At 32.0% G+C, this 24,207-nt stretch carries 21 protein-coding genes; 4 read left to right on the top strand and 17 right to left on the bottom strand.

Going from position 1 to position 24,207, the window contains the following annotated elements:
• Window positions 1-23 precede the first annotated feature (23 nt).
• The 10 genes from OIU80_RS11075 to OIU80_RS11030 form a co-directional block, all read right to left on the bottom strand.
• Window positions 24-1,748: a sodium:solute symporter gene (locus tag OIU80_RS11075; protein WP_264287067.1), complete on the bottom strand. Its 1,725-nt coding sequence runs from the start codon at window positions 1,746-1,748 to the stop codon at window positions 24-26.
• Between the two features lie 123 nt (window positions 1,749-1,871).
• Window positions 1,872-4,403, bottom strand: coding sequence for a PIG-L family deacetylase (locus OIU80_RS11070; RefSeq protein WP_264287066.1), 2,532 nt, complete (start codon window positions 4,401-4,403; stop codon window positions 1,872-1,874).
• A gap of 148 nt (window positions 4,404-4,551) precedes the next feature.
• Complete coding sequence (locus OIU80_RS11065) at window positions 4,552-5,061, bottom strand: hypothetical protein (protein WP_264287065.1); 510 nt, start codon at window positions 5,059-5,061, stop codon at window positions 4,552-4,554.
• Window positions 5,062-5,279: 218 nt separating this feature from the next.
• Complete coding sequence (locus tag OIU80_RS11060; RefSeq protein WP_264287064.1) at window positions 5,280-6,992, bottom strand: POTRA domain-containing protein; 1,713 nt, start codon at window positions 6,990-6,992, stop codon at window positions 5,280-5,282.
• Between the two features lie 158 nt (window positions 6,993-7,150).
• Entirely contained in the window at window positions 7,151-8,248 is a 1,098-nt protein-coding gene (locus OIU80_RS11055) for an AI-2E family transporter (RefSeq protein ID WP_264287063.1), read from the bottom strand.
• Between the two features lie 213 nt (window positions 8,249-8,461).
• Window positions 8,462-8,992, bottom strand: a complete 531-nt coding sequence (locus OIU80_RS11050; RefSeq protein ID WP_264287155.1) for a mechanosensitive ion channel family protein — start codon at window positions 8,990-8,992, stop codon at window positions 8,462-8,464.
• Between the two features lie 13 nt (window positions 8,993-9,005).
• Window positions 9,006-9,590: a Maf-like protein gene (locus tag OIU80_RS11045; RefSeq protein ID WP_264287062.1), complete on the bottom strand. Its 585-nt coding sequence runs from the start codon at window positions 9,588-9,590 to the stop codon at window positions 9,006-9,008.
• Window positions 9,583-10,509 carry a geranylgeranylglycerol-phosphate geranylgeranyltransferase gene (locus OIU80_RS11040; RefSeq protein WP_264287061.1) on the bottom strand — a complete coding sequence of 309 codons (927 nt, stop codon included), beginning with the start codon at window positions 10,507-10,509 and terminating at the stop codon, window positions 9,583-9,585. Before OIU80_RS11040 ends, OIU80_RS11045 begins: the two co-directional genes overlap by 8 nt.
• Window positions 10,510-10,954: 445 nt before the next feature.
• Window positions 10,955-11,482 (bottom strand): KdsC family phosphatase, encoded by a 528-nt coding sequence (locus OIU80_RS11035; protein ID WP_264287060.1) that lies wholly within the window; start codon window positions 11,480-11,482, stop codon window positions 10,955-10,957.
• Window positions 11,466-12,227: a Rossmann-like and DUF2520 domain-containing protein gene (locus OIU80_RS11030; protein ID WP_264287059.1), complete on the bottom strand. Its 762-nt coding sequence runs from the start codon at window positions 12,225-12,227 to the stop codon at window positions 11,466-11,468. The genes OIU80_RS11035 and OIU80_RS11030 overlap by 17 nt, the downstream gene beginning before the upstream one ends.
• A gap of 163 nt (window positions 12,228-12,390) precedes the next feature.
• On the opposite strand from OIU80_RS11030, the gene OIU80_RS11025 reads away from it, so the two are divergent.
• From OIU80_RS11025 to ccsA, 3 genes are all read left to right on the top strand, one after another.
• Window positions 12,391-13,278 carry a hypothetical protein gene (locus OIU80_RS11025; RefSeq protein ID WP_264287058.1) on the top strand — a complete coding sequence of 296 codons (888 nt, stop codon included), beginning with the start codon at window positions 12,391-12,393 and terminating at the stop codon, window positions 13,276-13,278.
• Window positions 13,278-14,195 carry a hypothetical protein gene (locus tag OIU80_RS11020; RefSeq protein WP_264287057.1) on the top strand — a complete coding sequence of 306 codons (918 nt, stop codon included), beginning with the start codon at window positions 13,278-13,280 and terminating at the stop codon, window positions 14,193-14,195. Before OIU80_RS11025 ends, OIU80_RS11020 begins: the two co-directional genes overlap by 1 nt.
• Before the next feature lie 212 nt (window positions 14,196-14,407).
• Complete coding sequence (gene ccsA / locus OIU80_RS11015) at window positions 14,408-17,671, top strand: cytochrome c biogenesis protein CcsA (protein WP_264287056.1); 3,264 nt, start codon at window positions 14,408-14,410, stop codon at window positions 17,669-17,671.
• A gap of 761 nt (window positions 17,672-18,432) precedes the next feature.
• Here ccsA and arsB read toward each other — a convergent pair.
• The 4 genes from arsB to OIU80_RS10995 are packed head-to-tail and all read right to left on the bottom strand — an operon-like array spanning window position 18,433 to window position 20,958.
• Window positions 18,433-19,494, bottom strand: a complete 1,062-nt coding sequence (gene arsB / locus OIU80_RS11010) for an ACR3 family arsenite efflux transporter (RefSeq protein ID WP_264287055.1) — start codon at window positions 19,492-19,494, stop codon at window positions 18,433-18,435.
• A gap of 1 nt (window position 19,495) precedes the next feature.
• Window positions 19,496-20,116: an arsenate-mycothiol transferase ArsC gene (locus OIU80_RS11005; protein ID WP_264287054.1), complete on the bottom strand. Its 621-nt coding sequence runs from the start codon at window positions 20,114-20,116 to the stop codon at window positions 19,496-19,498.
• Between the two features lie 19 nt (window positions 20,117-20,135).
• The gene (locus OIU80_RS11000; protein ID WP_264287053.1) at window positions 20,136-20,606 is read right to left on the bottom strand and encodes a DUF6428 family protein; all 471 of its coding nucleotides are present in this window, start codon (window positions 20,604-20,606) and stop codon (window positions 20,136-20,138) included.
• Window positions 20,607-20,625: 19 nt separating this feature from the next.
• A complete protein-coding gene (locus tag OIU80_RS10995) occupies window positions 20,626-20,958 on the bottom strand; it encodes an ArsR/SmtB family transcription factor (RefSeq protein WP_264287052.1) in 333 nt (110 codons plus the stop codon).
• Window positions 20,959-21,219: 261 nt separating this feature from the next.
• Here OIU80_RS10995 and OIU80_RS10990 point away from each other — a divergent pair, with 261 nt between their 5' ends.
• Window positions 21,220-21,873 carry a hypothetical protein gene (locus OIU80_RS10990; RefSeq protein WP_264287051.1) on the top strand — a complete coding sequence of 218 codons (654 nt, stop codon included), beginning with the start codon at window positions 21,220-21,222 and terminating at the stop codon, window positions 21,871-21,873.
• Between the two features lie 280 nt (window positions 21,874-22,153).
• Here the strand turns inward: OIU80_RS10990 and OIU80_RS10985 are convergent, their stop codons facing one another.
• From OIU80_RS10985 to OIU80_RS10975, 3 genes are all read right to left on the bottom strand, one after another.
• Complete coding sequence (locus OIU80_RS10985) at window positions 22,154-22,543, bottom strand: DoxX family protein (RefSeq protein ID WP_264287050.1); 390 nt, start codon at window positions 22,541-22,543, stop codon at window positions 22,154-22,156.
• 105 nt (window positions 22,544-22,648) lie between these two features.
• Window positions 22,649-23,437, bottom strand: a complete 789-nt coding sequence (locus tag OIU80_RS10980) for an anti-sigma factor (protein ID WP_264287049.1) — start codon at window positions 23,435-23,437, stop codon at window positions 22,649-22,651.
• Window positions 23,437-23,967 (bottom strand): RNA polymerase sigma factor, encoded by a 531-nt coding sequence (locus OIU80_RS10975; RefSeq protein WP_195736209.1) that lies wholly within the window; start codon window positions 23,965-23,967, stop codon window positions 23,437-23,439. Before OIU80_RS10975 ends, OIU80_RS10980 begins: the two co-directional genes overlap by 1 nt.
• Window positions 23,968-24,207: the final 240 nt, after the last annotated feature.

Here is a 24,207-nt window from a genome sequence, read left to right as displayed (position 1 = left end):
CGTTTATAGTAATTTGATATTGGCTAAGCTACTATTTCTTTTTGTTTTCTAAAGATAGTAAGTTGCATTATCATGGATAAGAATATGGTTAACATGGCACCAATAAAGTTGAGCCATAAGTAGCCTAGTTTTTCTTGACCGCTTGGATAAACCCATATGGTGTAATAGAAGATTATAAAAATGGTAATCTGGCTAATAAGTGCGCTATAAAATACCGCTTTAGACTGAACACGTTTGATATAAAAACCAATCAGGAATATTCCTAAAACAGTTCCGTAAAATATTGATCCAATGATATTTACAAGTTGTATTAAATTTTCGAATAAGGTTCCTATACAAGCAAATAGAATAGCAATTATTCCCCAGAACAGAGTAAAAAATTTAGTGGCATAAAGATAATGCTTATCTGATTTTTGGGTTTTAAGGTTACGCTTGTAAATATCGATTGCTGTTGTTGATGCCAAGGCATTTAGTCCTGAAGCGGTAGACGACATTGCTGCCGAAAGTATTACTGCTAATAACAATCCTATTAATCCTTTTGGTAAATAGTGCAGGATAAAATGAAAGAATACATAATCTTTATCATTTGTTTCGCTATTGCTGTCGGCTTTTAAGATAATTTCTTTCGCTCTTTCGCGTAAGTCTCTTTCTTTATTAGATAGTGTTACTAATTCTTTTCGTAGAATCGGATTGTCGTAATCTTGATTTAATTGATCAATGTATAATAAGTTAATTACTTTTTTATCTTCAGAAAGTACATCGAGTTTTTTCTCTAGTGTGTGATATTCGTTTTTATACGCAGATTTCTCGATTATAACTTTGTTGTTGGGATTAAAGTTTAAGGGAACAGGATTAAACTGAAAGAATACAAAAACCATTATTCCGGTTAGTAAAATAAAGAATTGCATTGGAACTTTTAAAAGTCCATTCATGATTAATCCCATTTGGCTTTCCTTAACTGACCTACCAGATAAATAACGGCCTACTTGCGATTGATCTGTTCCAAAATAGGCGAGGGCAAGAAAGAATCCACCAGTAATTCCGCTCCAAAAGGTATATTTTTCTTCGGGATTAAAAGAGAAATCTACGATATTCATTTTGTCATTAGCTCCAGCAATATGCATAGCATTGGTAAAAGTCATATCATTTGGTAAGTAATGTAATATCAAGAAAAAGGTGATAAACATTCCCGACATGATAACAAACATTTGTTGTTTTTGGGTAACGTTTACTGCTTTTGTTCCTCCTGAAAATGTGTAGATAATTACTAGTACTCCAATCATCACATTCATTAAAGTAAGATTCCATCCTAATAGTGCCGATAATATTATAGCAGGAGCATAAATGGTTAATCCAGTTCCTAAACCTCGTTGAACCAAGAATAAGATTGCTGCAAGAGAACGAGTTTTTAAATCGAATCGTTTTTCTAGGAATTCATAAGCAGTATATACTTTGAATTTATGATATAATGGTATGAAGGTAACGCAAATAACAATCATTGCAATTGGCAATCCAAAATAGAACTGTACAAAACCCATTCCATCATGGTAAGCTTGTCCTGGAGTAGATAAAAATGTAATGGCGCTTGCTTGTGTTGCCATAACCGAGAGCCCAACAGTGTACCAAGGAGTTTCATTATTGCCTAAAATAAAATCTTCGACATTCTTACTTCCTTTGGTTTTCCATGAGCCGTAACCAACAATAAATAAAAGTGTAACTATGAGTACAATCCAATCAAATAGTTGCATATGTTATGAGTATAATTGCATTATTAAGTAAAAAAATAGAATATAAATAGCATTGGCTACAAGCACATAGGTGTAGCTTTTTTTCCATGTTTTTATTTTTTTTGTCGTCATATTAAAAAGCTATTAATTTTTGATTTCTTTATTTGGTATTTGTACTGGTTGTTTTAATGAGATTATATTTGAGAACAATCGATATGCCCCGGGAACTCCTTCGGGTAATTCTCTAAAAAAACTTAAACCAGTGTAAATGTAATATCCTTTTCCGTATGGAGCGACTAATAAAGCGCCCTTTTTGGCGGATTCTCCTTTATCATGTGAGGATAAGATAGGAGTGAAAGCTTTGTCATATTCATTTGGATAATACAATCCCTGTTCTTGTTTCCAGCCTTCAAAATCTTTAGCTGTAATTTTATTTGGCGTACTTAAAACGGGATGATTTGGTGCTAGAAAGGTAACTTCAGCATTTTCTTCGGTTACTCTATCTCTAGAAATTTTTAAAGGATAAGGAGCAATACTATCAGTTACCACATCGCCCGCTGTATTGTATTGTACAATCATTGTTTTTCCATTTTTAACAAAATCAAAAAGTACAACTTGTTTATTAGCAAGTGCCTGAATTGTGTTGTAAGCACGGATTCCTGTAATTACCACATCAAAATTGTCAAGTCGAGTAGGAGTTATTTCTTCGGGTTTTAAGATGGTAACTTTATACCCCATTTGCGCTAGGCTATTTGGGACTTCATCACCTGCACCCATAATGTACGCAATTGAATCTTCTGTTGTTTTTAAGTCAAATCGGATGCATTTGGCTTCAGATGGAGCCAAAACTTGCTGTTTGGCAATATGGTTATAATCAATAATTGTTTGATCTTTATCGTAACGTTTATTGCCTACAATTGCAACACTTTTTAATGTAGCATTTTCAGAATTAACAGGAGGTGTAACTTCAAAATAAACAGTTTGTTCCATTCCTTTTTTGGCTAAACTAAAAGGAATTTGTTTTGGAGATATAATCCAGCTTTTAGGTAATTCTAATTGTAAATTACCGTTTACAACATCTTTTCCTGCTTTAATTTTTACGGCAACAGTTTTCGTTTGTGTGTCTTTAAACAATAACACTTTTTCAAGAATAGTGGTAGTGACTTCTGGAACAATATCTAAAAAATCATACATTTCACCTTTTACATCATCATTGTATTTATAAACGACAGTTCGTTCAAACGGAATCTCGACATTGTTTATTTTAACATTAAAAATAACTTTTACATCACGAATAATATCCGGAATACCAATGTTTTCCTGATTCGAAACGGTGTACATTCCTACGGTGGCTTTTTCGGCTAACCAATACGGTTGTGTATAGGGAATTGCAGTAGGTAATTGGATTTTTAAATCGAATTTTTGATCTTTATTATTAGTTAAATTAATGTTTTTTGGCGTGTTTTTTTGATCTGGTAAAGTTGTTACATTTACTAATTCCATAGCAACAGAGCTACGATTAATAGCTTCTAGATTAAGGTTAACAGTACCTCCTTGTATCGTTTCTTGTTGTTGGGCAACTGCTTCAAGGTATAAGCCAGAACTGGCTGCTATAATTTTTTTAATTTCTTCAGATTTTACAACTTTCCAATGATTTTCGTTTAGAGATTGAATCATTGTGTAGGCTTTTACCAAATCGGGTATGCTTGCTGCTGGATTATTAAAATTGTATTGTGATAAGATTGTATTAATTAATTCTCCAATAGGTTTTCCGCCCTTAATACGGTTCCAAGTGGTATCAATGCCATCAAAAATAGTAGTTGGATCTTTTGGAGCATCGCCGTTAATGAACTCTAAATATTCGGTATCCTGACCACGACTTCCGGTTGCTCCAAATCCTTGGGATTGATGGCGACTGCGACTCAATGCAGCAATTTCCTGATTAGATTTTCCTATTCCGGCATAATAAACGCCAGTTTGCAAGGTTGTGAATTTTGATTTATTAGCTGCTTCAAATTTTTCCTGACTACCATAAAACCACCATGAGGTATTAAAATATTGACGTTTAGGTTGCCAAGGAGTTACGTATTTTAATTGTTCAGGATAGATATTAGGATTATTGGCTAAATCAAAACTCTCGACGCTTAACATTGCCGATGCTGTATGATGTCCGTGAGTTGTACCAGGTGTACGATGATCAAAACGATTGATGATTACATCGGGCTGAAATTTACGAACAGTCCATATTATATCAGCAAGAACTTTTTGTTTATCCCAAATAGTCAATGTTTCATCTGGCGTTTTGGAGTAGCCAAAATCATTTGCACGTGAAAAGAACTGTTCGCCACCATCAATTTTTCTAGCTTCAATAAGTTCTTGAGTTCTAATTACTCCTAATAATTCTCTTAATTGTGGCCCTATTAAATTTTGACCACCGTCACCTCGAGTTAAAGATAAGTATCCTGTTCTGGCATTAACTTCATTAGATAAATAAGAAATCAATCTAGTATTTTCATCATCAGGATGTGCAGCAATATAAAGTACTGAACCTAAGAAATTTACTTTTTTTATTTGATTGTAAATTTCAACTGAATTAGGCTTTTGCGGTTTTTGGGCAAAAGTTGCTTGGAAGCTAATAAGAAGTAAAAGAATAATTTTTAAACGAAGTTCGTGCATTTGAGAATTATTTAATTTAAGGATTATTTTCAAAAATAGTAATAATTGAAACTGGTAGTTGTTAATGAGTTGTAAAGATCTTAAAAATTTTATCAAAAAAAAGAGAGTGCCTTTTATTAGGCACTCTCTTTACATTTTGAAAAGTGGTTTAATGTCTTCCATGTCCATTACCACGCCCTCTGTCATGGTCGTCATCATGGTCGTCACGGTCATGTTTATTGTGTTTGTTGTGTTTGTCGTGACGATCATTTTTGTAATAATCATGACGATCTTTTTTATAATAACCGTATGTTCTTTGAGGATTACCACGATATCCTTTGCAATATTTAACTTTATGTCTGTCAAAATAAGCATAAGGAGTTCTACCGTGATAATCGTTTAAAACAACTTTGTATCCTCCGTACAAATCATAATTTCTATATTGTCTAGGCAAACGGCTTGATCTGATCCATTTTCCTCCACCAAAATAAATAAATTGTGTAGCACGAACATCATAATAAGCTTCAATGTCTGGCAAATAATAGTATTCCATTTCAGTATATCCTACAGGACCCCATTGCGGTGGAGAACCAATGTTTACGTTTATTGAAACTTGAGAATGGATGGTACTTGAAATAAAAAGAAATATTCCGAAAGTAATAATTTTTAATGTTTTCATTTTTTCTGGGGTTTTTGGGATTCCTATTCTAAATGTTGAAATGATTGATTATTTCGACATCTGATTTGTAAAAACCAAAAGTTATGCCACAATATATTTTTTAAACAGCAACAAAAGGTAAAATTTAATAATGATATAGTAAAAGTATTGATATGTAGTGGATTATGTTGAAGGGCTTTTAAATAAAAAAAACATAAGATATGAGAATATTCTGTTCTTTATTTATAATCGACTAATCTAGGTTTAGCCAATTCGAAATTTTGTAATCCAAAATCGGTAGTTTCAAATGTATTTGTTTTAAAAACACGATCTCCTTCAAAAGGAATCGATGGATAATAAGAAATAGACAGCTGAAAGGAGCTAAACACCAAATAATCATTACTTATCAATAATCCCAAAGTTATTTTAGAATAGACTTTGTTTCTCATCATTGCATCACCAGGACCTCCTAATATAGCAGCGGTGTAATTAAAGAATGGATTCACACGAAATCCCCACAGTGCATGCGGAGCATAAGTTTGTGTTTGTAATGATAATACCATTTTGCTAGTGCCATATAGAGCACTGCTAAAACCTTGTAAACCATTGTCTTGATTTATATTTAGTTTATCACCAATAGAATTTTCCCGATTAGAACCAATAATTAGTGCGGGTTTTACAAATTGCCTTAATTTCCAGTTTCCTATTTTTACCAGATTAGTAAAATAATTGGCTTCAAATACAAATGCACTTTGGTATGTTTTAGATTGATGAAAGAAAGTCCCAAACTCAAAATCAGCGCTCAGATATCCCCATTTATTGTAATCCCCAAATGAAGCTTGTGCGCCTAAATAAGAGCGCCAGGATGTGTTTTTATATTGATAACCAGCTGTTATCCCAAATATCCTACCAGTTGCTACATCTTCAGTAGCACCATTTCTAAATATATAGTTGTCTTTAACAAATTCTCGGGTATTAATTCCGATTCCGGTAAGTAATAATTTTTCATCTGAATAAAAACTCGCTGGATCGTATTCAGGAGTGGGAGTTTCGATATAATCTACATTCAAGAAGCGACCCGATAAAATTAAGTTTGTTTTTCTTTCTTTTTCTTTAAAAATAGGAAATGCTTTTGCTAGCCATATATCTTGAGAGTTGGATTTAAAATTCTGAAATTCATATTTTAAATCGGGACCTTGTAAGCTATCTTTTCTAAAATTCTGTCCAAAATATACTCCACCTGCCCATTTCGCCAAGGGAGAGTAGAAAGGGCGCTCCAAAGCAATGCTTTTATTGTAATTGTTATCTAAATCGATATTATATTTAGCAGTTGCATTAACAAAAGAGTTTCTAATATTAGGAACTGTATAGGTGAAATTATTCGCATTTTTCCCATCACTAATACGATTGGTGAATTTATATTCTAACTGCTGACCTGTTCCAAAAAAGTTTTTATCTTTTATTCCTACACCAACCTGACTGCTAGAAATCGAAAATTTAGGGATAGAGCTCCAGGAATCCAGAACACGAATAGTTACATCTACTGAATCGGATTCTACATTTGGTAATTGCCCCTTAATACTCACTGTATTAATGTATCTTTGAGATCGGATTATACGCTCAGATTCTTGTATTTTGTAGGCATCGTACGGAGTGTTTTTTTTGAATAATAATAAATTGCGTATTGCGAATTTTTTTGTTTTCAGATGTAGTTTATTTCCAGTTCTTTCTCCCCAATTTCTTGGTGTAATAGTTGTATCACTTTCAGAGTATCCAAAAGGATCTAAGACTACAATATTAATTTTACGTATGATTTTTCCATTATAATTTGTTGTATCTACTTTTTTAATTAGTTCATTATCTTTTTTTGGACGTGTAGATCTAAAAACTAAGCGATGAAAGAAATTTGTAAATTTATGCTTTTTAGTATAAGACTTAATTTTAGAATACATTTCAGTACTATCTTTTTTAGTTTCTTTTACCTGCGAAAAAGAGCTAGTATAGCAAAAGCATACCATAATAAGTGATAGAAATGTTTTATATTGAAATAGTTTTATAATCAAAGTGTAATATTTATAAATTCATTTTAGATAGTATATAAAACAGTATTCTATTCTTCTAATTTTATTTTTTTGATTTTCCAGCTAAATTTTTTTGGCAAATCATTACCTATCAAATATCCCCAAGGTTCAAGAGATTCAATCCTGTCAAAAATTATTTTAAGAATAGCTAATAATGGTATTGCCAGAAACATTCCGGATATGCCTGCAACTCCACCCCCTATAATGATTCCGACGATAGAGAAAAATGCATTTATTTCTACTTTAGTATTTATAATTAAAGGTACGAGAATATTATTATCGATTAGCTGAACAATTATGTTTACTATAAGGATTCCTAAAATAATTGATATTCCAGGAGTTCCTGTTAATGATGCTAAAACTGTTAAAACACCTGCAATAAAAATTCCTATGTATGGAATCATATTTAAAATCCCTGTAATAAGACCTAATAAAATAAAATATTTTACTCCAATGATATAAAGACCTATGCTGGTTAATATAGTAACAACAAGCATTTCTATAATAAGACCAACAATATAATTGTTTATAGATACTTTTATTTGGGTTAGGATTTCTTTTAATTTATCATGATGTTCTTTCTTGAATAGTTTTGCTAAAAATAGAATGAAATGTTTTTTATATAGTAAAAACAGAAAAATAAAAATTGGGATTATAGTGCAATCTAAAAGAACATCCGAGAGAGAGCCCAAGGCAGTACTTATTTTTTGACCGCCATTTTTTACAGAATCAGAAGTGACATTTTCAAGATATTTTTTTTGTTCTCCAGTGCTAATGTTAAAATTGGCTTTAATAAAGTTTTGAAAATCATTAAAAACAGCGAGTGCATTTTTCTTAATTATAGAAAAGTCGTTGGCTATATCACTAATCTGATAAGATATAAAGGTAAGTATTCCTATTATGATTAACACAAAAATGAGAACTGTGACTATAGATGCCAGGAAATGAGGAAAGCGTAATTTTACGTGCAATAATGTAAATAATGGTAGCAATAGCACCGAAAATAAAAAAGCTAATAATATTGATGTTAGGATATCTTTACCAATAAAAAATATAAATCCAATACAAATTATACTTATTAAAACACACATTAGTTTTACATAAAAAGGCAATTTAACTGTTTCCATAACTAATTTATTGAGATTAAAAGCTCTTATTACGACTAATAAAAACTAAGTTAAACAAATGTTATGTTTTATTTACTTTTTTACGTTCTACATTTTTAAAATTAGCTTATAAAATTCCCATAAAGTTTAAAATCATATAAGCTATTTAAGTAAATATAAGTTTTAAAGTCCTTCCCTTAAATGAGCTTACATAGCTTATATGGTTAGTAATTTTTAATCAAAAAACTCTTTGTCTTCAAATTGAGCAGATATAATCGAGATTCCTTTTTGCAAAAGCAAGTTATTAGGATAGATTATTTTTTCCCCTTCTTTGGTTTTTAAACTTACGTGAAAAGCATTTATATCTTCGATTTCGGCCTCGATTGGGAAGTCTTTATCATGAATTTTAATAGAATCTCCAATTTTAAATGGAAAAGAGAAAAACAAAATAACTCCAGAGGTAATGTTGCTTAAAATAGACCATTGTGCAAACATTGCTACACCAATAACAGTTGCTATAGAAGATACTGTGAGGAAAATATCATCGGTTTTGACTCCCCAAACAATAAATAACCCTATTATGAATAAAATATTGGTGAGTAAATGGATATACTTGATTATTAAAATGGTTCGATGTTCTAAAAAATGTTCTTTTCTAGCATATCTTCGAACTATTTGAGTAACAATGACTCTTGTAGAAATTGTTACAGCAATAAGAATTCCTGTTGCAAATATTTCTTTGGCATAATCGGTAAAAAAAGTCATCATATAATTTATTTTAATCTAATGTACTTAAATATTCGTAAACTTTGTGTGTAGGTAAGCCCATAACATTGGTGTAAGAGCCTTCTACTTTTGCAACAGCCATAAAACCAAACCATTCCTGAATGCCATATGCACCAGCTTTATCGTATGGTTTGTAATTTTTAAGATAATATAAAATAGCCTCGTCACTCAATTCAACCAAAGTAACTTTAGTAGTTTCGTTTATAATTACCGATTTATCACTGGTTTTAAAACAAACAGAAGTGATCACATCATGAGTTGCATTCGATAGCGATTTTATTATATCAAAAGCGTCTTTTTCATCTTTTGGTTTACCTAAAGCTTTGTTATTATGCCAAACAATGGTATCGCTTGTAATCAGGATTTCGTTTGGTTTCAGCTCACCTTCAAAAGCAGCCGCTTTAAGCTCAGCCAGATAATCGGTAATTTCACTTCCCTTTAATTCTGGTGGATATATTTCCTCAACATCTTTTAATCGGATTTCGAAATCTAAATCTAAGTCTTTAAAAAATTGCTGACGTCTTGGAGAACCAGAAGCCAGTATTAAAGTATATTTTTCTAATTTTTGTTTAAGCATTGTATTTAATATTAAGATTGATGATTAAAATTGATAAAATTCCGAAGAATAAAATCCATTTTAAAATAGAGCTCAAGTTGTGAAACTCTTTTTTTGTTTTAGCAGTTAAAATTTTTGCCATAAAGTAAAGTAGCGGAGCAAGTACAAATACAAAGGCATATAGCGTAGCGATATAAAGATTGTAGGCAACAAAATAGTTATTGATATAAATTAATAAAAAAATAACTGGAATAATTGAAAGAGCAAAAACAATTTTGGCAGTTCGGCTAGTGCCAATAGCAATAGGCAATGTGTTCATTCCTTGGTTATAATCCCCATTTACATCTTCGATGTCTTTTACAATTTCTCGTATAAAATTAATCATAAAAGCAAAAATGGCATAATCAAAAAGGATAGAGAACATACTTGCCATTTGTGCTCTGTTTTCAGTATCAGTAGCAGGAAATAGGTCAAATACACCAATTATTATAACACTAAAAGATAATAATAAAGCAACAACAATATTTCCTAAAATCATAATTTGCTTTAGGGTTGTAGCGTAAAAATAAAGACTAGCTGCGACTAGAATAAAAACGGTTGCAAAACCAGGTCTCATAATTACATTTGATAAATAAAAACCAATAGCAACGCCACTAATATTAAGAGCAACATATATATTATAGGCTGCAGTTTCAGAAATGCTTTTGCCAACCACAACATCACTTGGTTTATTGATTAAGTCGGTTTCCTGATCAAAAATATTATTAATCACATATCCGGCAGCAGCAATTAAAACGGTACTTAAAACCAATAGCGCATATTGCCAATGAGCTAGTGCCAAAGGGATATTTTGCAATTTTAAGAAACCATAACGAAATAATAGTTGCATAAAAGCAAGCATCAATAGGTTTTGGTAACGAATAAGTTTGAGGTATTTCATTTTTTCTTTTTAAGGTACTAAGGTTTCTTTTAAGGGATTAAGGTTCTGATTAACAAAGGTTCAAAGGTTTTCTGTAGAAGACACACAGCAGTACGTCTTTATACGAGAATCTAAGGTTTAAAAGGTTCTTATATTGTGAACCATCAGGTAGATTATTAAACCGCAAAGCCTATAATGAACTTAATACATAACCCGTTGGGTGCAATTACTTCGTCTACTCGCTTAGCTCGGGTCGTAAAATTTCATTTAACGCATAGAAACATAGATTTTATTTGTAAAAAAGAAAACAAAAAGAAATACATTTCTTTCACAAAGCTAGCTATGTGCATTTAAAATAAGTGTAACGCCTTTTTTGAGCGTGCAAAACCTATGTTTCTATGTGTTAAAATTAATTACCCCCAAGGGGTTAATACATAATATTAAAACTGTAAACTGTTACTGAATATTAATCGTGTTTCCCATTAAAGTGCTCCATCCATTTTCCTTGTACTTTCATAACTTGTTCGATTACATCACGTGCAGAACCTTTTCCGCCTTTTACGTGTGAGATATAACGACAAATTGTTTTTATCTCAGGGCTTGCGTCTTGAGGACAAGTAGGCAGTCCTACCAATTTCATTACATGATAATCAGGGATATCATCACCCATGTACAATACTTGTTCAGGGTTAATATTATATAGCTCAGTATATTCTTTAAAAGTTTCTACCTTATCTGGAGTTCCTAAGTGGATATCTTTAATTCCTAAATTGCGTAATCGTACGCGCACGCCTTCATTGCTTCCGCCAGAAATAATACATACATTATACCCACTTTCAACAGCTGCTTTCATAGCATAACCATCACGAATATTCATCGTACGAAGAATCTCTCCTTCATTGGTTACAAAAACCGAACTATCAGTAAGTACTCCGTCAACATCGAAAATAAAAGTGGTGATGTCGTTCATTATTTCTTTATAACTTTTTGCCATTATTTTGTATAGATTTTGTTAGTAATGTGTATATTTTTTTTTGATTTTCATTTGATAAATAACTCAAATGTGATTCGATTGTTGTAATGTCATTGCGTTTTGCAGGGCCAGTTTGAGCATCAATAGGCGAAAGCGTATTGATTTTATTGGCAGTTTCGGCGATTAAAGGTTTTAATATATCAAATGAAACCTGATGTTCTTCGCAAATTTCTTGTCCGATTTGGTATAAATGATTGGTAAAATTATTTACAAATACAGCTGCAACGTGCAATGCTTTGCGTTGTTCAGAGTTGATAGGATATACCGCATCCGATATGCTTTTAGCAACTGTTTCAAGTACCAAGTAGTCGGTATTATTTTCAGCTTCTAAACAAAGCGGAATCACTTTAAAATCGACTTCTTTATTCTTAGTAAATGTTTGTAAAGGATAAAAAACACCACTTCGGTTTTTTAGATTAATTGACTGTAATGAAGCAGTTCCAGAAGTGTGAGCTACCAGTTTATTTTTAAAAGGCAATTGTTCAGAAACCATCGATATTGCATCATCAGAAACAGCAATAATATACAAATCGGCTTCTTTTAAAAGAGCAAGATTAGTTACAATTTTATTAGAATCGAGTAGTGGAGATATTTCTTTTTTGGTTCTAGAATATACTTCAATAAGTTCAATCGCACTGTTTTTTGCGAAAGCATTTATTAAATGTTGCGATACATTTCCGGATCCAATAAGTGTTATTTTAATCATATTGCAAAATTAGCAAATTTTTAAAAAGAACTGGTCTTGATTTTTTAGGATATTTTTTTGTCTTTGAATATTTAAAATAAAAGATGTCTTAATTAAATAATATAAGAATATGTCACTTGCTTTTATTTTTATATTTGTAGGAAATAATTCTAAAATTAAAATAATGAAAAAAATTGCAACATTACTTTTTACATCATTCTTAGTAATATCAGGATCAGCTCAACAAATAGGGGATGGTTTAGCAGCGCCTTACTTAACAGATTTTTCTGGTTTACTAAAGTCCGGAGTATATGGTGGGCATGCTCAAACTCTTGGTAAGGTTCCTGATGTTAGTGCAGATTGGAATCATTTATTTGTGATAAGACATGCTAATCCAGATAATAACTGTCAGCTACAAATTGGCTCATCATATGCAGAGAATGATAGATTGTTTTTCAGAAAGATTGCAAGTGACCTAACACCTTCAAATCCTTCTTGGGTAGAACTGGCTACAAGAGGAACTAATACTTTTATAGGAAATCAAATTATGAATGGAAATTTAGATATTTTTAATTATACAAATAAAATTACTGGGTTTGGTGACCCAAATAATTATTACATTGGATCTTTTCCTGTTGCTGGATCTGCAGGTTTAGATATTCATTATTATGGAGGCATTCGTTTTGGAGATTATACAAGCAATAGTGTTATGCAGATAGCTGATGGTAATGTCGGTATCGGCACAATAAACCCAAAAAACAAACTAGATGTAAACGGAACAATTCACTCAAAAGAAGTAAAAGTTGATTTATTAGATTGGTCTGACTTTGTATTTAAAAAAGAATACAAATTACCAACACTTGAAGAAGTAGAAAAGCATATCAACGAAAAAGGACATCTAGAAAATATTCCTAACGAAGATGAAGTTTTAAAAAACGGAATAAATTTAGGAGAAATGAATGCTAAGCTCTTGCAAAAAATTGAAGAGTTAACACTTTATATGATTGAAATGAAGAAGAAACAATCAGAATTAGAAAACACAATTAAAGAACTTAATACTAAATTAAAATAATGAAAAAAAGAATTACTCTAATTGCCCTCTTGTTTATCTCTTCATATGCTTTTTCTCAGCAAATAGGGGATGGATTTGCTCCTTTATATACTCCTGATTTTACTGCCCCGTTAAAGTCTGGTGTATATGGCGGTTTTAATGCCATAGGTAGTAATCCTGATTTAAGTTATTCCGGTCAGCAACATTTATTCGTAATAAGACACACTAGCCAAGTAAACAATCATCAATTACAAATATCATCTTCATTTATAACGAATGATAGGTTGTTTTTCAGAAAAATCGCAAATAATTTAGTAGCTTCAAATCCCGGATGGATAGAAATAGCAACAAGAGGAGATAATACTTTTGAAGGAAGCCAAAATATTAATGGAAATTTAGATATTTTTAATTATACAAATAAAATTACTGGGTTTGGTGACCCAAATAATTATTACATTGGATCTTTTCCTGTTGCTGGATCTGCAGGTTTAGATATTCATTATTATGGAGGCATTCGTTTTGGAGATTATACAAGCAATAGTGTTATGCAGATAGCTGATGGTAATGTCGGTATCGGCACAATAAACCCAAAAAACAAACTAGATGTAAACGGAACAATTCACTCAAAAGAAGTTAAAGTTGATTTATTAGGTTGGTCTGATTTTGTATTCAAAAAAGAATATAATTTACCAACACTCGAGGAAGTAGAAAAACACATTAACGAAAAAGGACATCTGGAAAATATTCCTAGTGAGGAAGAAGTTTTAAAAAACGGAATAAATTTAGGCGAAATGAATGCTAAGCTCTTGCAGAAAATAGAGGAGTTGACATTATATTCAATTCAGCAATCAAAAGAAATTCAGACTTTAAAGGAAGAAAATAAATCTTTTAAGACGTTATCCGAAAGGCTTTCTAAAATTGAGCAACAACTTAAATAGTTTCAATGTCTTAATCCAAATGTAATTAATAATTTTTTTAAAGGACTCCCGTTACTAGGTAAGTTCGTTCATAAAATGATTTTAGTAAGAAAAATAATGTTTTAGGTTCCGTAGAAGTGTTTTATTTTGGATTTAATTAACAAAAGCACGAATATTTGAGTCAACATTTTTAAGTACTTTTGTGCCACTTTATAAAACGTAATTCCTTAGTAATGGATAAAAAAATATTCTCCTTTTTGTTTTCTACACGATTAATGGCTGTCCTTTTTTTAACATTTGCAATTGCAATGGGAGTCGGGACTTTTATAGAAAGTAAATACAACACCGACACAGCTCGAATTTTTATATACAACTCATGGTGGTTTGAGGTCATAATGGTCTTCTTCTTAATTAATTTCTTTGGAAATATTAAAAGATATCAATTACACAAAAAAGAAAAATGGGCAACTTTACTATTGCACTTGGCTTTTATTTTTATCCTTTTAGGAGCTTTCATAACACGTTATATTAGTTATGAAGGGATGATGCCAATTCGCGAAGGAGCTGCCGAAAACCAAATATATTCAGATAAAACATTCCTTACTGTTTTTGCAGACGGGGAGTTTAAGGGCGAAATGAAACGTCGTGTTTTTGAGAAAAACTTACTATTATCTCCAGTAGCTAATAATGATTTTAGTATTTCAGGTAAATTCGATGAAACTCCATTTGAAGTTGAATATAAGGATTTTATCATGGGAGCTAAAGAGGTTGTGAAACCAGATGCTAACGGAATTTTATATTTAAAATTGGTGGAAGCCGGTGAAGGCGGGCGTGAAGAGCATTTTCTTAAAGATGGTGAAGTGCAAAATATTCATAATGTTTTATTTGCATTAAATAAACCTACAGAGGGAGCTATTAATATCAATACAACAGGTGAAGCTTATACGATTCAAACCCCATTTGAAGGAGATTTTATGCGTATGGCAGATAAACTTAAAGGAAAAGTAACCAAGGATAATGTACAGCCATTAATGATGCGTTCATTGTATAGCATCGGAGATATACGTATTGTATTTCCAGATCCAGCTGTAAAAGGAGTTATTGCTTATGAATCAAATAACGATTACAAGGCAAAAACACATGAAGATGCTTTGACAGTAACGCTAAAAGCCGAAGGACAGGAAAAAGAAGTAACATTATTAGGATCAAAAGGTAAAATTGGAGATTTTAAAACAGTTAAAATTGGAAAAATTGATTACACTTTCTTCTACGGAAGTAAAGCTTATATACTGCCATTCAAGGTTAAATTGAATGACTTTATTGCTCAAAAATACCCAGGAACAGAGAAAAGTTACTCTTCTTTTGAAAGTAAAGTTACTGTTATAGATTCAACTAAAACATTTGATGCCAGAATTTATATGAACAACGTATTAGACTACAGAGGATATAGATTCTTTCAATCTTCATTTGATCCAGACGAGAAAGGAACAGTTTTATCAGTAAACCACGATTTCTGGGGAACTAATATCACCTATTTTGGTTATTTTCTGTTGTATTTTGGATTAATGGCAATCATGTTTACTAAACATTCTCGTTTTGCAGATTTAAAACGCAAACTAGAAGTAGTAAAAAATAAAAAAGCAAAATTTATTACTATTTTAGTTTTAATGTTGAGCTTTAACGGATTTGCACAAGAGCAACATGACCACGATCACGATCACGACCATGATCATGCAGCACATAGTACTGATCCGAATCATGACCATGCAAAAGATCATGACCACAATCATGCAGCAGAGACAAAGGATCCAAAGAATCATGCAAATCATGTTACAAAACCACCAAGTCAAAAACAACTTGATTCATTAATAAATATCTACAAAGCACCAAAAGAACATGCAGCCAAATTTGGTCGTTTGATTATTCAGGATGCAGGCGGAAGAATGAAGCCTATTAATACTTTCTCATCAGAATTATTGAGAAAAGTAAGTCATGATGATACTTATAACGGAATGAATTCTGATCAGGTATTTTTATCAATGACACAATACGCTCAGGTTTGGATAGAAATTCCGATTATATACATTAAGTCAGGAAACGATAGTATTCGTAAAATTATCGGAGTCGATAAAGATGCAGGGTTTGCTCCATTTATTAAATTCTTTGACGAAAAAGGAAACTATAAATTATCACCTTATTTAGATGCAGCTTATAAAGCAGCAAATCCGAATCAGTTTGAGAAAGATTTTATCGAAACTGATAAAAAGGTAAACTTAATGGAATCGGCTTTAAGCGGAAGTATATTAAAAATATTCCCTTTACCAAATGATCCAGGTAATAAATGGATTTCATACTTAGAGATTAGCAATGCTGGTTTAAAAGGAATGGACGAAACATATGTGAAGCAAATTTTACCAATGTATTTTGCAGCTTTAAATAATGCTTCGATTACCAAAGATTTCAAACAAGCCGATGAATTGCTAGAAAGTATCAACGGATTCCAAAAGAAATTTGGTAGTAAAGTTCGTCCAAGCGAAGAGAAAATAACATCGGAGTTATTGTATAATAAATACGATGTATTCAAGAAACTTCCGTATTGGTATATAACGGCTTCAATTTTAATGTTTATTTTTACTATAGTAAATATATTCTTTGAGAAAAAAGCGTTGCGTATTACGATAAATGTTTTTCATGTAATAATTGGGGCCTTATTTGGTTTACATACATTAGGATTAATAGCACGTTGGTATATTGCAGAACACGCACCATGGAGTAATGCGTATGAGTCCATTGTTTATGTGGCTTGGGCAACAATGTTCTTCGGGTTGGCTTTTGATAGAAAATCAAAATTAACCGTTGCATCATCTGCATTTGTAACAGCAATGATTTTAATGGCGGCTTACATGAACTGGATTGATCCAGAAATAGCCAATTTACAGCCTGTTCTTAACTCTTACTGGTTAATGATACACGTAGCGGTAATTGTTGCTAGTTACGGACCATTTGCATTAGGAATGATATTAGGATTTGTATCGTTGTTATTAATTTTCTTTACCAATAAGAACAACAAAGCCAAGATGGATTTAAATATTCAAGAAATTACATACATCAATGAAATGGCATTGACTATCGGTTTGATTATGCTAAGTATAGGAAACTTCCTTGGAGGACAATGGGCAAATGAAAGCTGGGGACGTTACTGGGGATGGGATCCAAAAGAAACTTGGGCATTAATTAGTATTATGATTTATGCATTTGTAATTCACGCTCGTTTTGTACCAGCTTTACGCGGAAAATGGTTTTTTAACCTAATGAGTATGTTTGCATTTATTTCTATCCTGTTTACTTATTATGGGGTAAACTTCCACTTAGTAGGATTACACTCTTATGCAAGCGGAGAAGCGCATTCATTAGATTGGATTTGGTATTCATTAGGAACAATTACCTTGATAGGAGCTGTGACTTACCCAAAATACCGAAAGTATTATAAAAAATAAGAGATTATTAATTCACATAAAAATGGTTCAACTTTGCAGTTGAACCATTTTTTTTTATTTAACATTTGTCATCTTGAGCGGAGTCGAAAGATTTCCAGTTCCAGTTCCAGTTCCAGTCTCAGTTTCAGTATAGCTTTGCGAACTCTTTGCGGTAAAAAAATCTCAGAACCTTAGTGTCTTAGCTCCTTAGAATCTCTATTCATAAAATAAGAAGCTATTTCCTGCTGTCCACTATATCTTTTTATTTTTAAAGAAAAAACAAAAAGGATGCCGTTGCCATCAGGGCTAGGACATTCATTTTCATAATAAACTAATCAATATAAATTTGCTCAATCTGCTCAATCTGCGGGAGTCATTGAGAAAGAAATTTCACTGCTAGTAAACAGTTGTGGTAATGGCTCTCCAAACTGTGTAAAATTAACAGCAAAGAGCGCAGTCCCGATAGCTATCGGGATACGCAAAGTTCACAAAGGTTTATACACAAACTAAGCAACCTTAGAACCTTTGTTACTTAGCGCCTCAGAATCTTAAAGAAATCCGTTTTTATCCGCGTTTTCGTCTATGCGAATCCGTTTAATTCGCGTCCAAAACCAGAGTAAGTTGTTCAATAATAATAATAATAATAATAATAATAATACGATTCTAAGAAATTAACCGCAAAGAGCATGAAGATTTTCGCAAAGTTCACAAAGTATTATCGCAATTATTTTATACACAAACAAAGCAACCTTAGAACCTTTGCAACTTAGAGCCTTAGCACCTTAAAAAAAGAACCTTTTTCTAAACCAAAAAGCAACATTAACCAAGGCAATCAAAGCAGGAACTTCTACCAGAGGACCAATTACGCCAGCAAAAGCTTGTCCGCTATTGATTCCGAAAACTCCAATGGCGACTGCAATTGCAAGTTCAAAATTGTTACCTGTAGCTGTAAATGCAATAGCTGTAGCTTTAGAATAGTCGGCACCAAAATACTTGCCAGTAAAAAAGCTAAATACAAACATTATTACAAAATAAAGTACCAGAGGAATAGCAATTCGTATTACATCCATAGGAATTTGAACAATTAATTCTCCTTTTAGACTGAACATGATTAAAATGGTAAACAACAATGCAATTAATGTAATAGGAGAAATTGTAGGTACATATTTAGTCTCAAACCAAGTTATTCCTTTTAGCTTAATAAGAACATAACGGCTGCTAATACCAAGTGCAAAAGGAATACCTAAATAAATACCAACGCTTTCGGCAATTTGACCAATAGAGATGTTTACATTAAAACCAGTATAACCAAAATAGGGCGGTAAAACAGTAATAAAAAACCAAGCATAAACGCTATAGAGCAAAACTTGAAAAACACTATTAAGCGCAATTAAGCCAGCGGCATATTCACGATTTCCATCAGCAAGGTCATTCCAAACAACAACCATTGCAATGCATCTGGCCAAGCCTATTAAGATTAAGCCAATCATATATTCAGGATAACCATTTAAGAATAATAAAGCTAAACCAAACATTAAAAAAGGGCCTACAATCCAGTTAAGAAATAGAGAAGCGCCTAAAACTCTGGTGTTTTTAAAAACGTCTCCTAAGAGTTCGTATTTAACTTTTGCCAGCGGAGGATACATCATTAGTATTAATCCAATTGCAAGCGGAATATTAGTAGTTCCGCGCGAGAAAGAATTGATAAAATCTCCGCTAGATGGAATAAAATAACCAATTGAAACACCTATAGCCATAGCGAGGAAAATCCAAAGCGTTAAAAAACGGTCAAGAAAACTTAGTTTTTTCCTTTCGGCAGTTGGGGAGCAAGTATTAGCAGACATATTATTTGTTTATTTGTGAGAAAACATAAAACATTTCGGTAGTAATTTGTACACTACGTTCTTGATATTTCTTTAATTGTTGAGGTGTATTATCAAATGCTTTTGGATCATCATAAGTAATCGGAATACGTTTTTCTGCACCAGCAATAAACGGACAACCCTCGTCGGCCTGCGAACACGTCATTATAGCTGCAAATTCACTTTCGGGATTAAAATTAGCATCAAATGATTTAGAAAATCCAAGAATAGGATGTTCATTAGATGCAAATTTTATCGAGTAAATAGGGTTTTTACCTTCTGAAAGAGCTTCGACTTTAAAACCCGATTCTTCCAGCGTTTTAGCAACCACAGGAAATAAAGCAGTCGCTTCAGTTCCTCCCGAATAGCAAGAAACATTTTTTATACCAAAATGTGCAGCAGCAGTCTGCGCCCAAACTTGTGCTAAATGGCTTCTTCTCGAATTATGAGTACAAATAAAATTCAGTCTAATTTCTTGTAGCGTATTCACTCTATTTTGTATAAAAACTACCAAAGGGAGCAAAATATCTTTGCGCTCAGCAGAAATGTTTTTAAAATCAAAAGAACGAATTGTGTTTTCGATTTCGGGAAATAGTGTGCTCATATTTAAGATATTTTAAAAATTAGCAACAGCTTCCGCCTGGAGTACAAGAGTTGGATTGATTTGATATATCCGAAAGATTTACTTTTTGTTTTTCAGATGGAATTCCGCATTGATCCATAGCAAGGCAAGCCGTTTGTTTATTTAGTAAAACAAAATCTTTACCGTTAAAGTCTAAATCGTATTTGCCGATAGTAGTATCTTGGTATTCAACTTCAATTTCAAAATCTTCGATGCCTAAAACCTTTTCCGAAAGCTCGATGATATGAACTAGTTTTTGAGGTTTTAATCTGTGTTCGTAATCATTAGCATCCCAAAGCTGAAAATTGACAACTGTTTCCTTGCGAACCGTCCCGCCACAATCGATAAAGTTTTTGGTTATTAAGCCAACTTCGGTTACGTGAAAATATTCGGGTACAAAAGTCCCATTTGGAAGCTGAAAATTAATTGCTTCAACTGTTTTTAATATGTTTTTAATTTCTGAAAGTTTCATAGTTTTTATTTTTTAATAGTTAGCAACATTCATTATTTCTTTTCTCCAAATGCGTTTCAATATGTTGGAAAAAAACTTTAATTTTTTCAAAGCCAGATTCATTAATACAATAGCAAATTGCATTTCCTTCGATACTTCCTTTTATCAATCCCGCATTTTTAAGCTCTTTAAGGTGCTGAGAAACTGTTGGCTGAGAAAGAGGTAATTCGTTTACAATATCACCACAAATGCATGCATTTACCTTTAGTAAGTATTCTATAATAGCAATTCTTGCAGGATGTCCTAATGCCTTTGTCAGAATAGCCAGTTCATTTTGATTGTCTGTAAAGAAATCAGATTTAGTTGCTCCCATTGTTATATTTTTATATTGCAATATTACGATATAGATTCATGTGACAAAAGAAAATTAAGATAAATTTATTATAATTGGTTTGTATTGATGTGTATAGACTTAAAAAGGTATTACAATAAATAGTATTCTTTAGATCGCTTTTAGCCGATAATAGTAGTTATTTAGGGCAAGAAATAAATTATGAATTAAGTATTTTTGTGTACCGATTAAAAAAGTGTGCTTATAAATTAAATTTAGCGTAGCAATAACTAATTAAAAAATATGATAAAACAAGTTGCTGAAAAACTATTAGGACGTTCATTAACAAATAATGACGGATTTGATGTAAAAATAATTGAAAATGCAGAAGCTAGGCTAGGGCATACTATACCAGCAATATTGAAAGAATTTTATATTACAGTAGGTAAATTAGATGTTTTTATGTCTTCATTTCAGCGATTCCTAAAACCCGAAGATTTGTTTTATGAAGATGGAAAATTAGTTTTTCTAGAAGAGAACCAAAAGGTTTGTTATTGGGGAGTTGACAAAGAAAGCAAAGAAAATAATCTTCAAGTCTATCAAGTTCAAAATATAGACAAAGCAGTATGGTATCCAGAAGAAATTTTACTTTCAGACTTTTTACAAATGATAATGTACGGACAATGTGCAGAAGGAGGGTATCCGTTTTCTGGGGCAATTTACGATATGGGTCAGGATGAATTACCAGAATTTATAGAAGAGATTACCACTAATAATTGGCAAAAAGTTGTAGACCATAATAACTGGATCATTTATGAAAATGACAGGAAGCTAATTTGGTATTATACAGATGATAATGGAGATTTATCAGAAGATTATCCCTTATTTGTTTCTACTCAAACCAAAGAAGACTTTTTAGAGATGGAAGAAGATTTTGGTTTTTCAGATTTGGATTAATTTTTTTTTAAAGTACTATGGTTCTGAGTTGCAAAGGTTCAAAGGTTGCTTAGTTTGTGTATATGCTGTAACCTTTTGAACCTTATAATCTTTTAAAAACAATAAATAAAAATCCGTTTAATCCGCGTGCAAAAAAAGAGCAAGTAGCTCTATAAGCTATATCGAGCTACTTAATGAGACCCTTCCTCCGTCTGGGTTGACAAAATTGAGAGATGCTGTGACTAAACAATGCAAAGAACGCAAAGTTCACAAAGCACACTCATAAAGATTTATACACAAACTAAGAAACCTCAGAACCTCCAAAAAAACCTTTTGGAAACATAATTGCCAATAAAACGCAAATCAGTAAAAAGTTATATTCCATTCCGTTTCTTCCACCGCCTACAACAAACCAACCTTCTTTAAAATGTACTAAAATAATCCCCATAATAAGTACTAAAATAGTAACGATTGCTGCAAAGTTGATATATTTATTGATAAGCAAAAGTACAGCAGCTACAATGTGCGATAATTTTATAGACCAAGCGAGGAATACGCCAAAAGGAGCAAACCCAATTTGGTTTAAATAAAGATTTCCAAAATCATTAATACCATTGTCGAATATTCCGAAAACGCTATGTGTAAGTAAGATTATAGCAACTGCAACTCTTAAAATTAAAGTACTGTTCATAAATTAAATAGGTTTAGTATTGGTTAGTTTCGATTTTAAAAATAATAAAAAAACGCATATTAAGTTGTTTTAATATGCGTTTTTAAATTTGTAATAAGTTGAATTTTAGACTTTTCCTAAAGTGTACAATTGATCCATTGTAGGACTTGGACTTCCGCCTTCAGGCTCAAGCGTGATTCCAAAAGCTTCGGCATAACCCGTATTTTCTACCTTGAATATTTTTTGATTATTAGCGTCAAAGTCAGTTAACAAACCAATGCTTGTAGGAGTAAGTACAGGACTTAGTTTTAAAGCCCAAACCTGATATACTTTGCCTTTTGGAGGTTTTGGTAATCCAGCAGCATCAATATAGGTTACTTTGGTGTCTTTGTTCCAATATGCTTTGGCAAAAGATTGTGGTGCCACAGCTTGTCCGCCTAGTGTAACTCCAGTGTTTTTTATATCCCTTACAATGGCTAAACTTTGCTCAGTAACTTTATTTTCTTGGTCTAAAAGTGCATAATCATTTTTTAATTTGTCTTTTTCGCCTCCAACAATTGCTATTGCTTCTTTAGTTTGAGTAAGTTGCACATATTGGTAAGCAAAACCTAATAAGAAGAGTACAGCAGCAGCCCAGCCTAGGTATTGCGACCAGCTTGTAGCAGGTTTCATATCGACAACTTTGCCGTGTTTAAGTTCTAGTTTCGCTTTTATTTTTTCAAAATTAGCTACCGAATGAAAAGGAGAAAAGCTAGAAGATAGCGCTACAATTGCTTTTTCGATGGCTATAATCTCATCGTTAATTTCTACATGTTTTTTGGCCATAGCAGCTACTTCCATGCTTTCAGATTCGGTAAGTAATCCATAAACATAAAGCTCTAAAATACCTGATTCTATATATTCTTTTGTTTCCATTATAATTTCAAATAAATTCGTAAGTCATTAATACAGTTTCTGTTTTGTGTTTTTATAGTTCCCAAAGGTATCGCCAACTCTTCTGAAGCTTCTTGTTGGGTATATCCTTTAAAGAATAATAAATCAATTATTGCAATACATTTTGGTTTTAGTTTTTTTACAAACTCTTGAATTCCAATAGTATCAATTTTATTGACGAGTTTATTACTGTCGTCTAATAGATGTACGAAATTATCTGAAGAAAGGTTTTTTTGACTGTTATTAAAGTTTTTAGAACGAAGCTTGTCAATAGACGTATTTCGGGCAATATTAAGGATCCAGGTGTAAAAACGACCTTTGTTTTCATGGTAGGAATCGATGTTTTTCCAGATTTTTACAAATACTTCTTGAAGCACATCTTCGGCTTCTTCTCTATTTTTTATAAGAACATTGATAACGGCAAATAAACTTTTGGAATACATATCATATAGATATGTAAAAGCCTTTTCGTCTTTCTTATAAATTAATACCAATAATTCGTCTTGACTCATATTTTGTAGATTTAGGGTGAAAAAACTTGTATTTTTTAGTTTAAAAACTATGAATATTGTTAAAGCTGGTATAAATATAATTCAAAAATTTAAAGAAATTGTAATTTATTTATAACTATAATGCTTTTAAAAAGTGATAAAAAATAAAATATTAACTTTTTTTGATTTTTTAAAACCAAGCATGAACTAATCTCGTATATATAAATTATGATAGTCTAAATGGGGGATAATTTAGACTAG

Origin of the sequence: Flavobacterium frigoritolerans, assembly GCF_025847275.1 — a bacterium.
Classification (GTDB): domain Bacteria; phylum Bacteroidota; class Bacteroidia; order Flavobacteriales; family Flavobacteriaceae; genus Flavobacterium; species Flavobacterium frigoritolerans.
The sequence above is the reverse complement of the archived record's forward strand: the minus strand, read 5'-3'. Positions and strand labels throughout refer to the sequence as shown.

Coding starts and splice junctions, on each gene's coding strand:
- OIU80_RS11000 (WP_264287053.1), bottom strand. CDS start 20,606: ATGAAACTTTCAGAAATTAAAAACATATTAAAAACAGTTGAAGCAATT.
- OIU80_RS10975 (WP_195736209.1), bottom strand. CDS start 23,967: ATGAGTCAAGACGAATTATTGGTATTAATTTATAAGAAAGACGAAAAG.
- OIU80_RS11070 (WP_264287066.1), bottom strand. CDS start 4,403: ATGCACGAACTTCGTTTAAAAATTATTCTTTTACTTCTTATTAGCTTC.
- OIU80_RS11050 (WP_264287155.1), bottom strand. CDS start 8,992: ATGACTTTTTTTACCGATTATGCCAAAGAAATATTTGCAACAGGAATT.
- OIU80_RS11060 (WP_264287064.1), bottom strand. CDS start 6,992: ATGTATTCTAAAATTAAGTCTTATACTAAAAAGCATAAATTTACAAAT.
- OIU80_RS10980 (WP_264287049.1), bottom strand. CDS start 23,437: ATGGAAACAAAAGAATATATAGAATCAGGTATTTTAGAGCTTTATGTT.
- OIU80_RS11020 (WP_264287057.1), top strand. CDS start 13,278: ATGAAAAAAAGAATTACTCTAATTGCCCTCTTGTTTATCTCTTCATAT.
- OIU80_RS11035 (WP_264287060.1), bottom strand. CDS start 11,482: ATGGCAAAAAGTTATAAAGAAATAATGAACGACATCACCACTTTTATT.
- OIU80_RS11040 (WP_264287061.1), bottom strand. CDS start 10,509: ATGAAATACCTCAAACTTATTCGTTACCAAAACCTATTGATGCTTGCT.
- OIU80_RS11025 (WP_264287058.1), top strand. CDS start 12,391: ATGAAAAAAATTGCAACATTACTTTTTACATCATTCTTAGTAATATCA.
- ccsA (WP_264287056.1), top strand. CDS start 14,408: ATGGATAAAAAAATATTCTCCTTTTTGTTTTCTACACGATTAATGGCT.
- OIU80_RS10985 (WP_264287050.1), bottom strand. CDS start 22,543: ATGAACAGTACTTTAATTTTAAGAGTTGCAGTTGCTATAATCTTACTT.
- OIU80_RS11005 (WP_264287054.1), bottom strand. CDS start 20,116: ATGAGCACACTATTTCCCGAAATCGAAAACACAATTCGTTCTTTTGAT.
- arsB (WP_264287055.1), bottom strand. CDS start 19,494: ATGTCTGCTAATACTTGCTCCCCAACTGCCGAAAGGAAAAAACTAAGT.
- OIU80_RS11075 (WP_264287067.1), bottom strand. CDS start 1,748: ATGCAACTATTTGATTGGATTGTACTCATAGTTACACTTTTATTTATT.
- OIU80_RS10990 (WP_264287051.1), top strand. CDS start 21,220: ATGATAAAACAAGTTGCTGAAAAACTATTAGGACGTTCATTAACAAAT.
- OIU80_RS11055 (WP_264287063.1), bottom strand. CDS start 8,248: ATGGAAACAGTTAAATTGCCTTTTTATGTAAAACTAATGTGTGTTTTA.
- OIU80_RS10995 (WP_264287052.1), bottom strand. CDS start 20,958: ATGGGAGCAACTAAATCTGATTTCTTTACAGACAATCAAAATGAACTG.
- OIU80_RS11030 (WP_264287059.1), bottom strand. CDS start 12,227: ATGATTAAAATAACACTTATTGGATCCGGAAATGTATCGCAACATTTA.
- OIU80_RS11065 (WP_264287065.1), bottom strand. CDS start 5,061: ATGAAAACATTAAAAATTATTACTTTCGGAATATTTCTTTTTATTTCA.
- OIU80_RS11045 (WP_264287062.1), bottom strand. CDS start 9,590: ATGCTTAAACAAAAATTAGAAAAATATACTTTAATACTGGCTTCTGGT.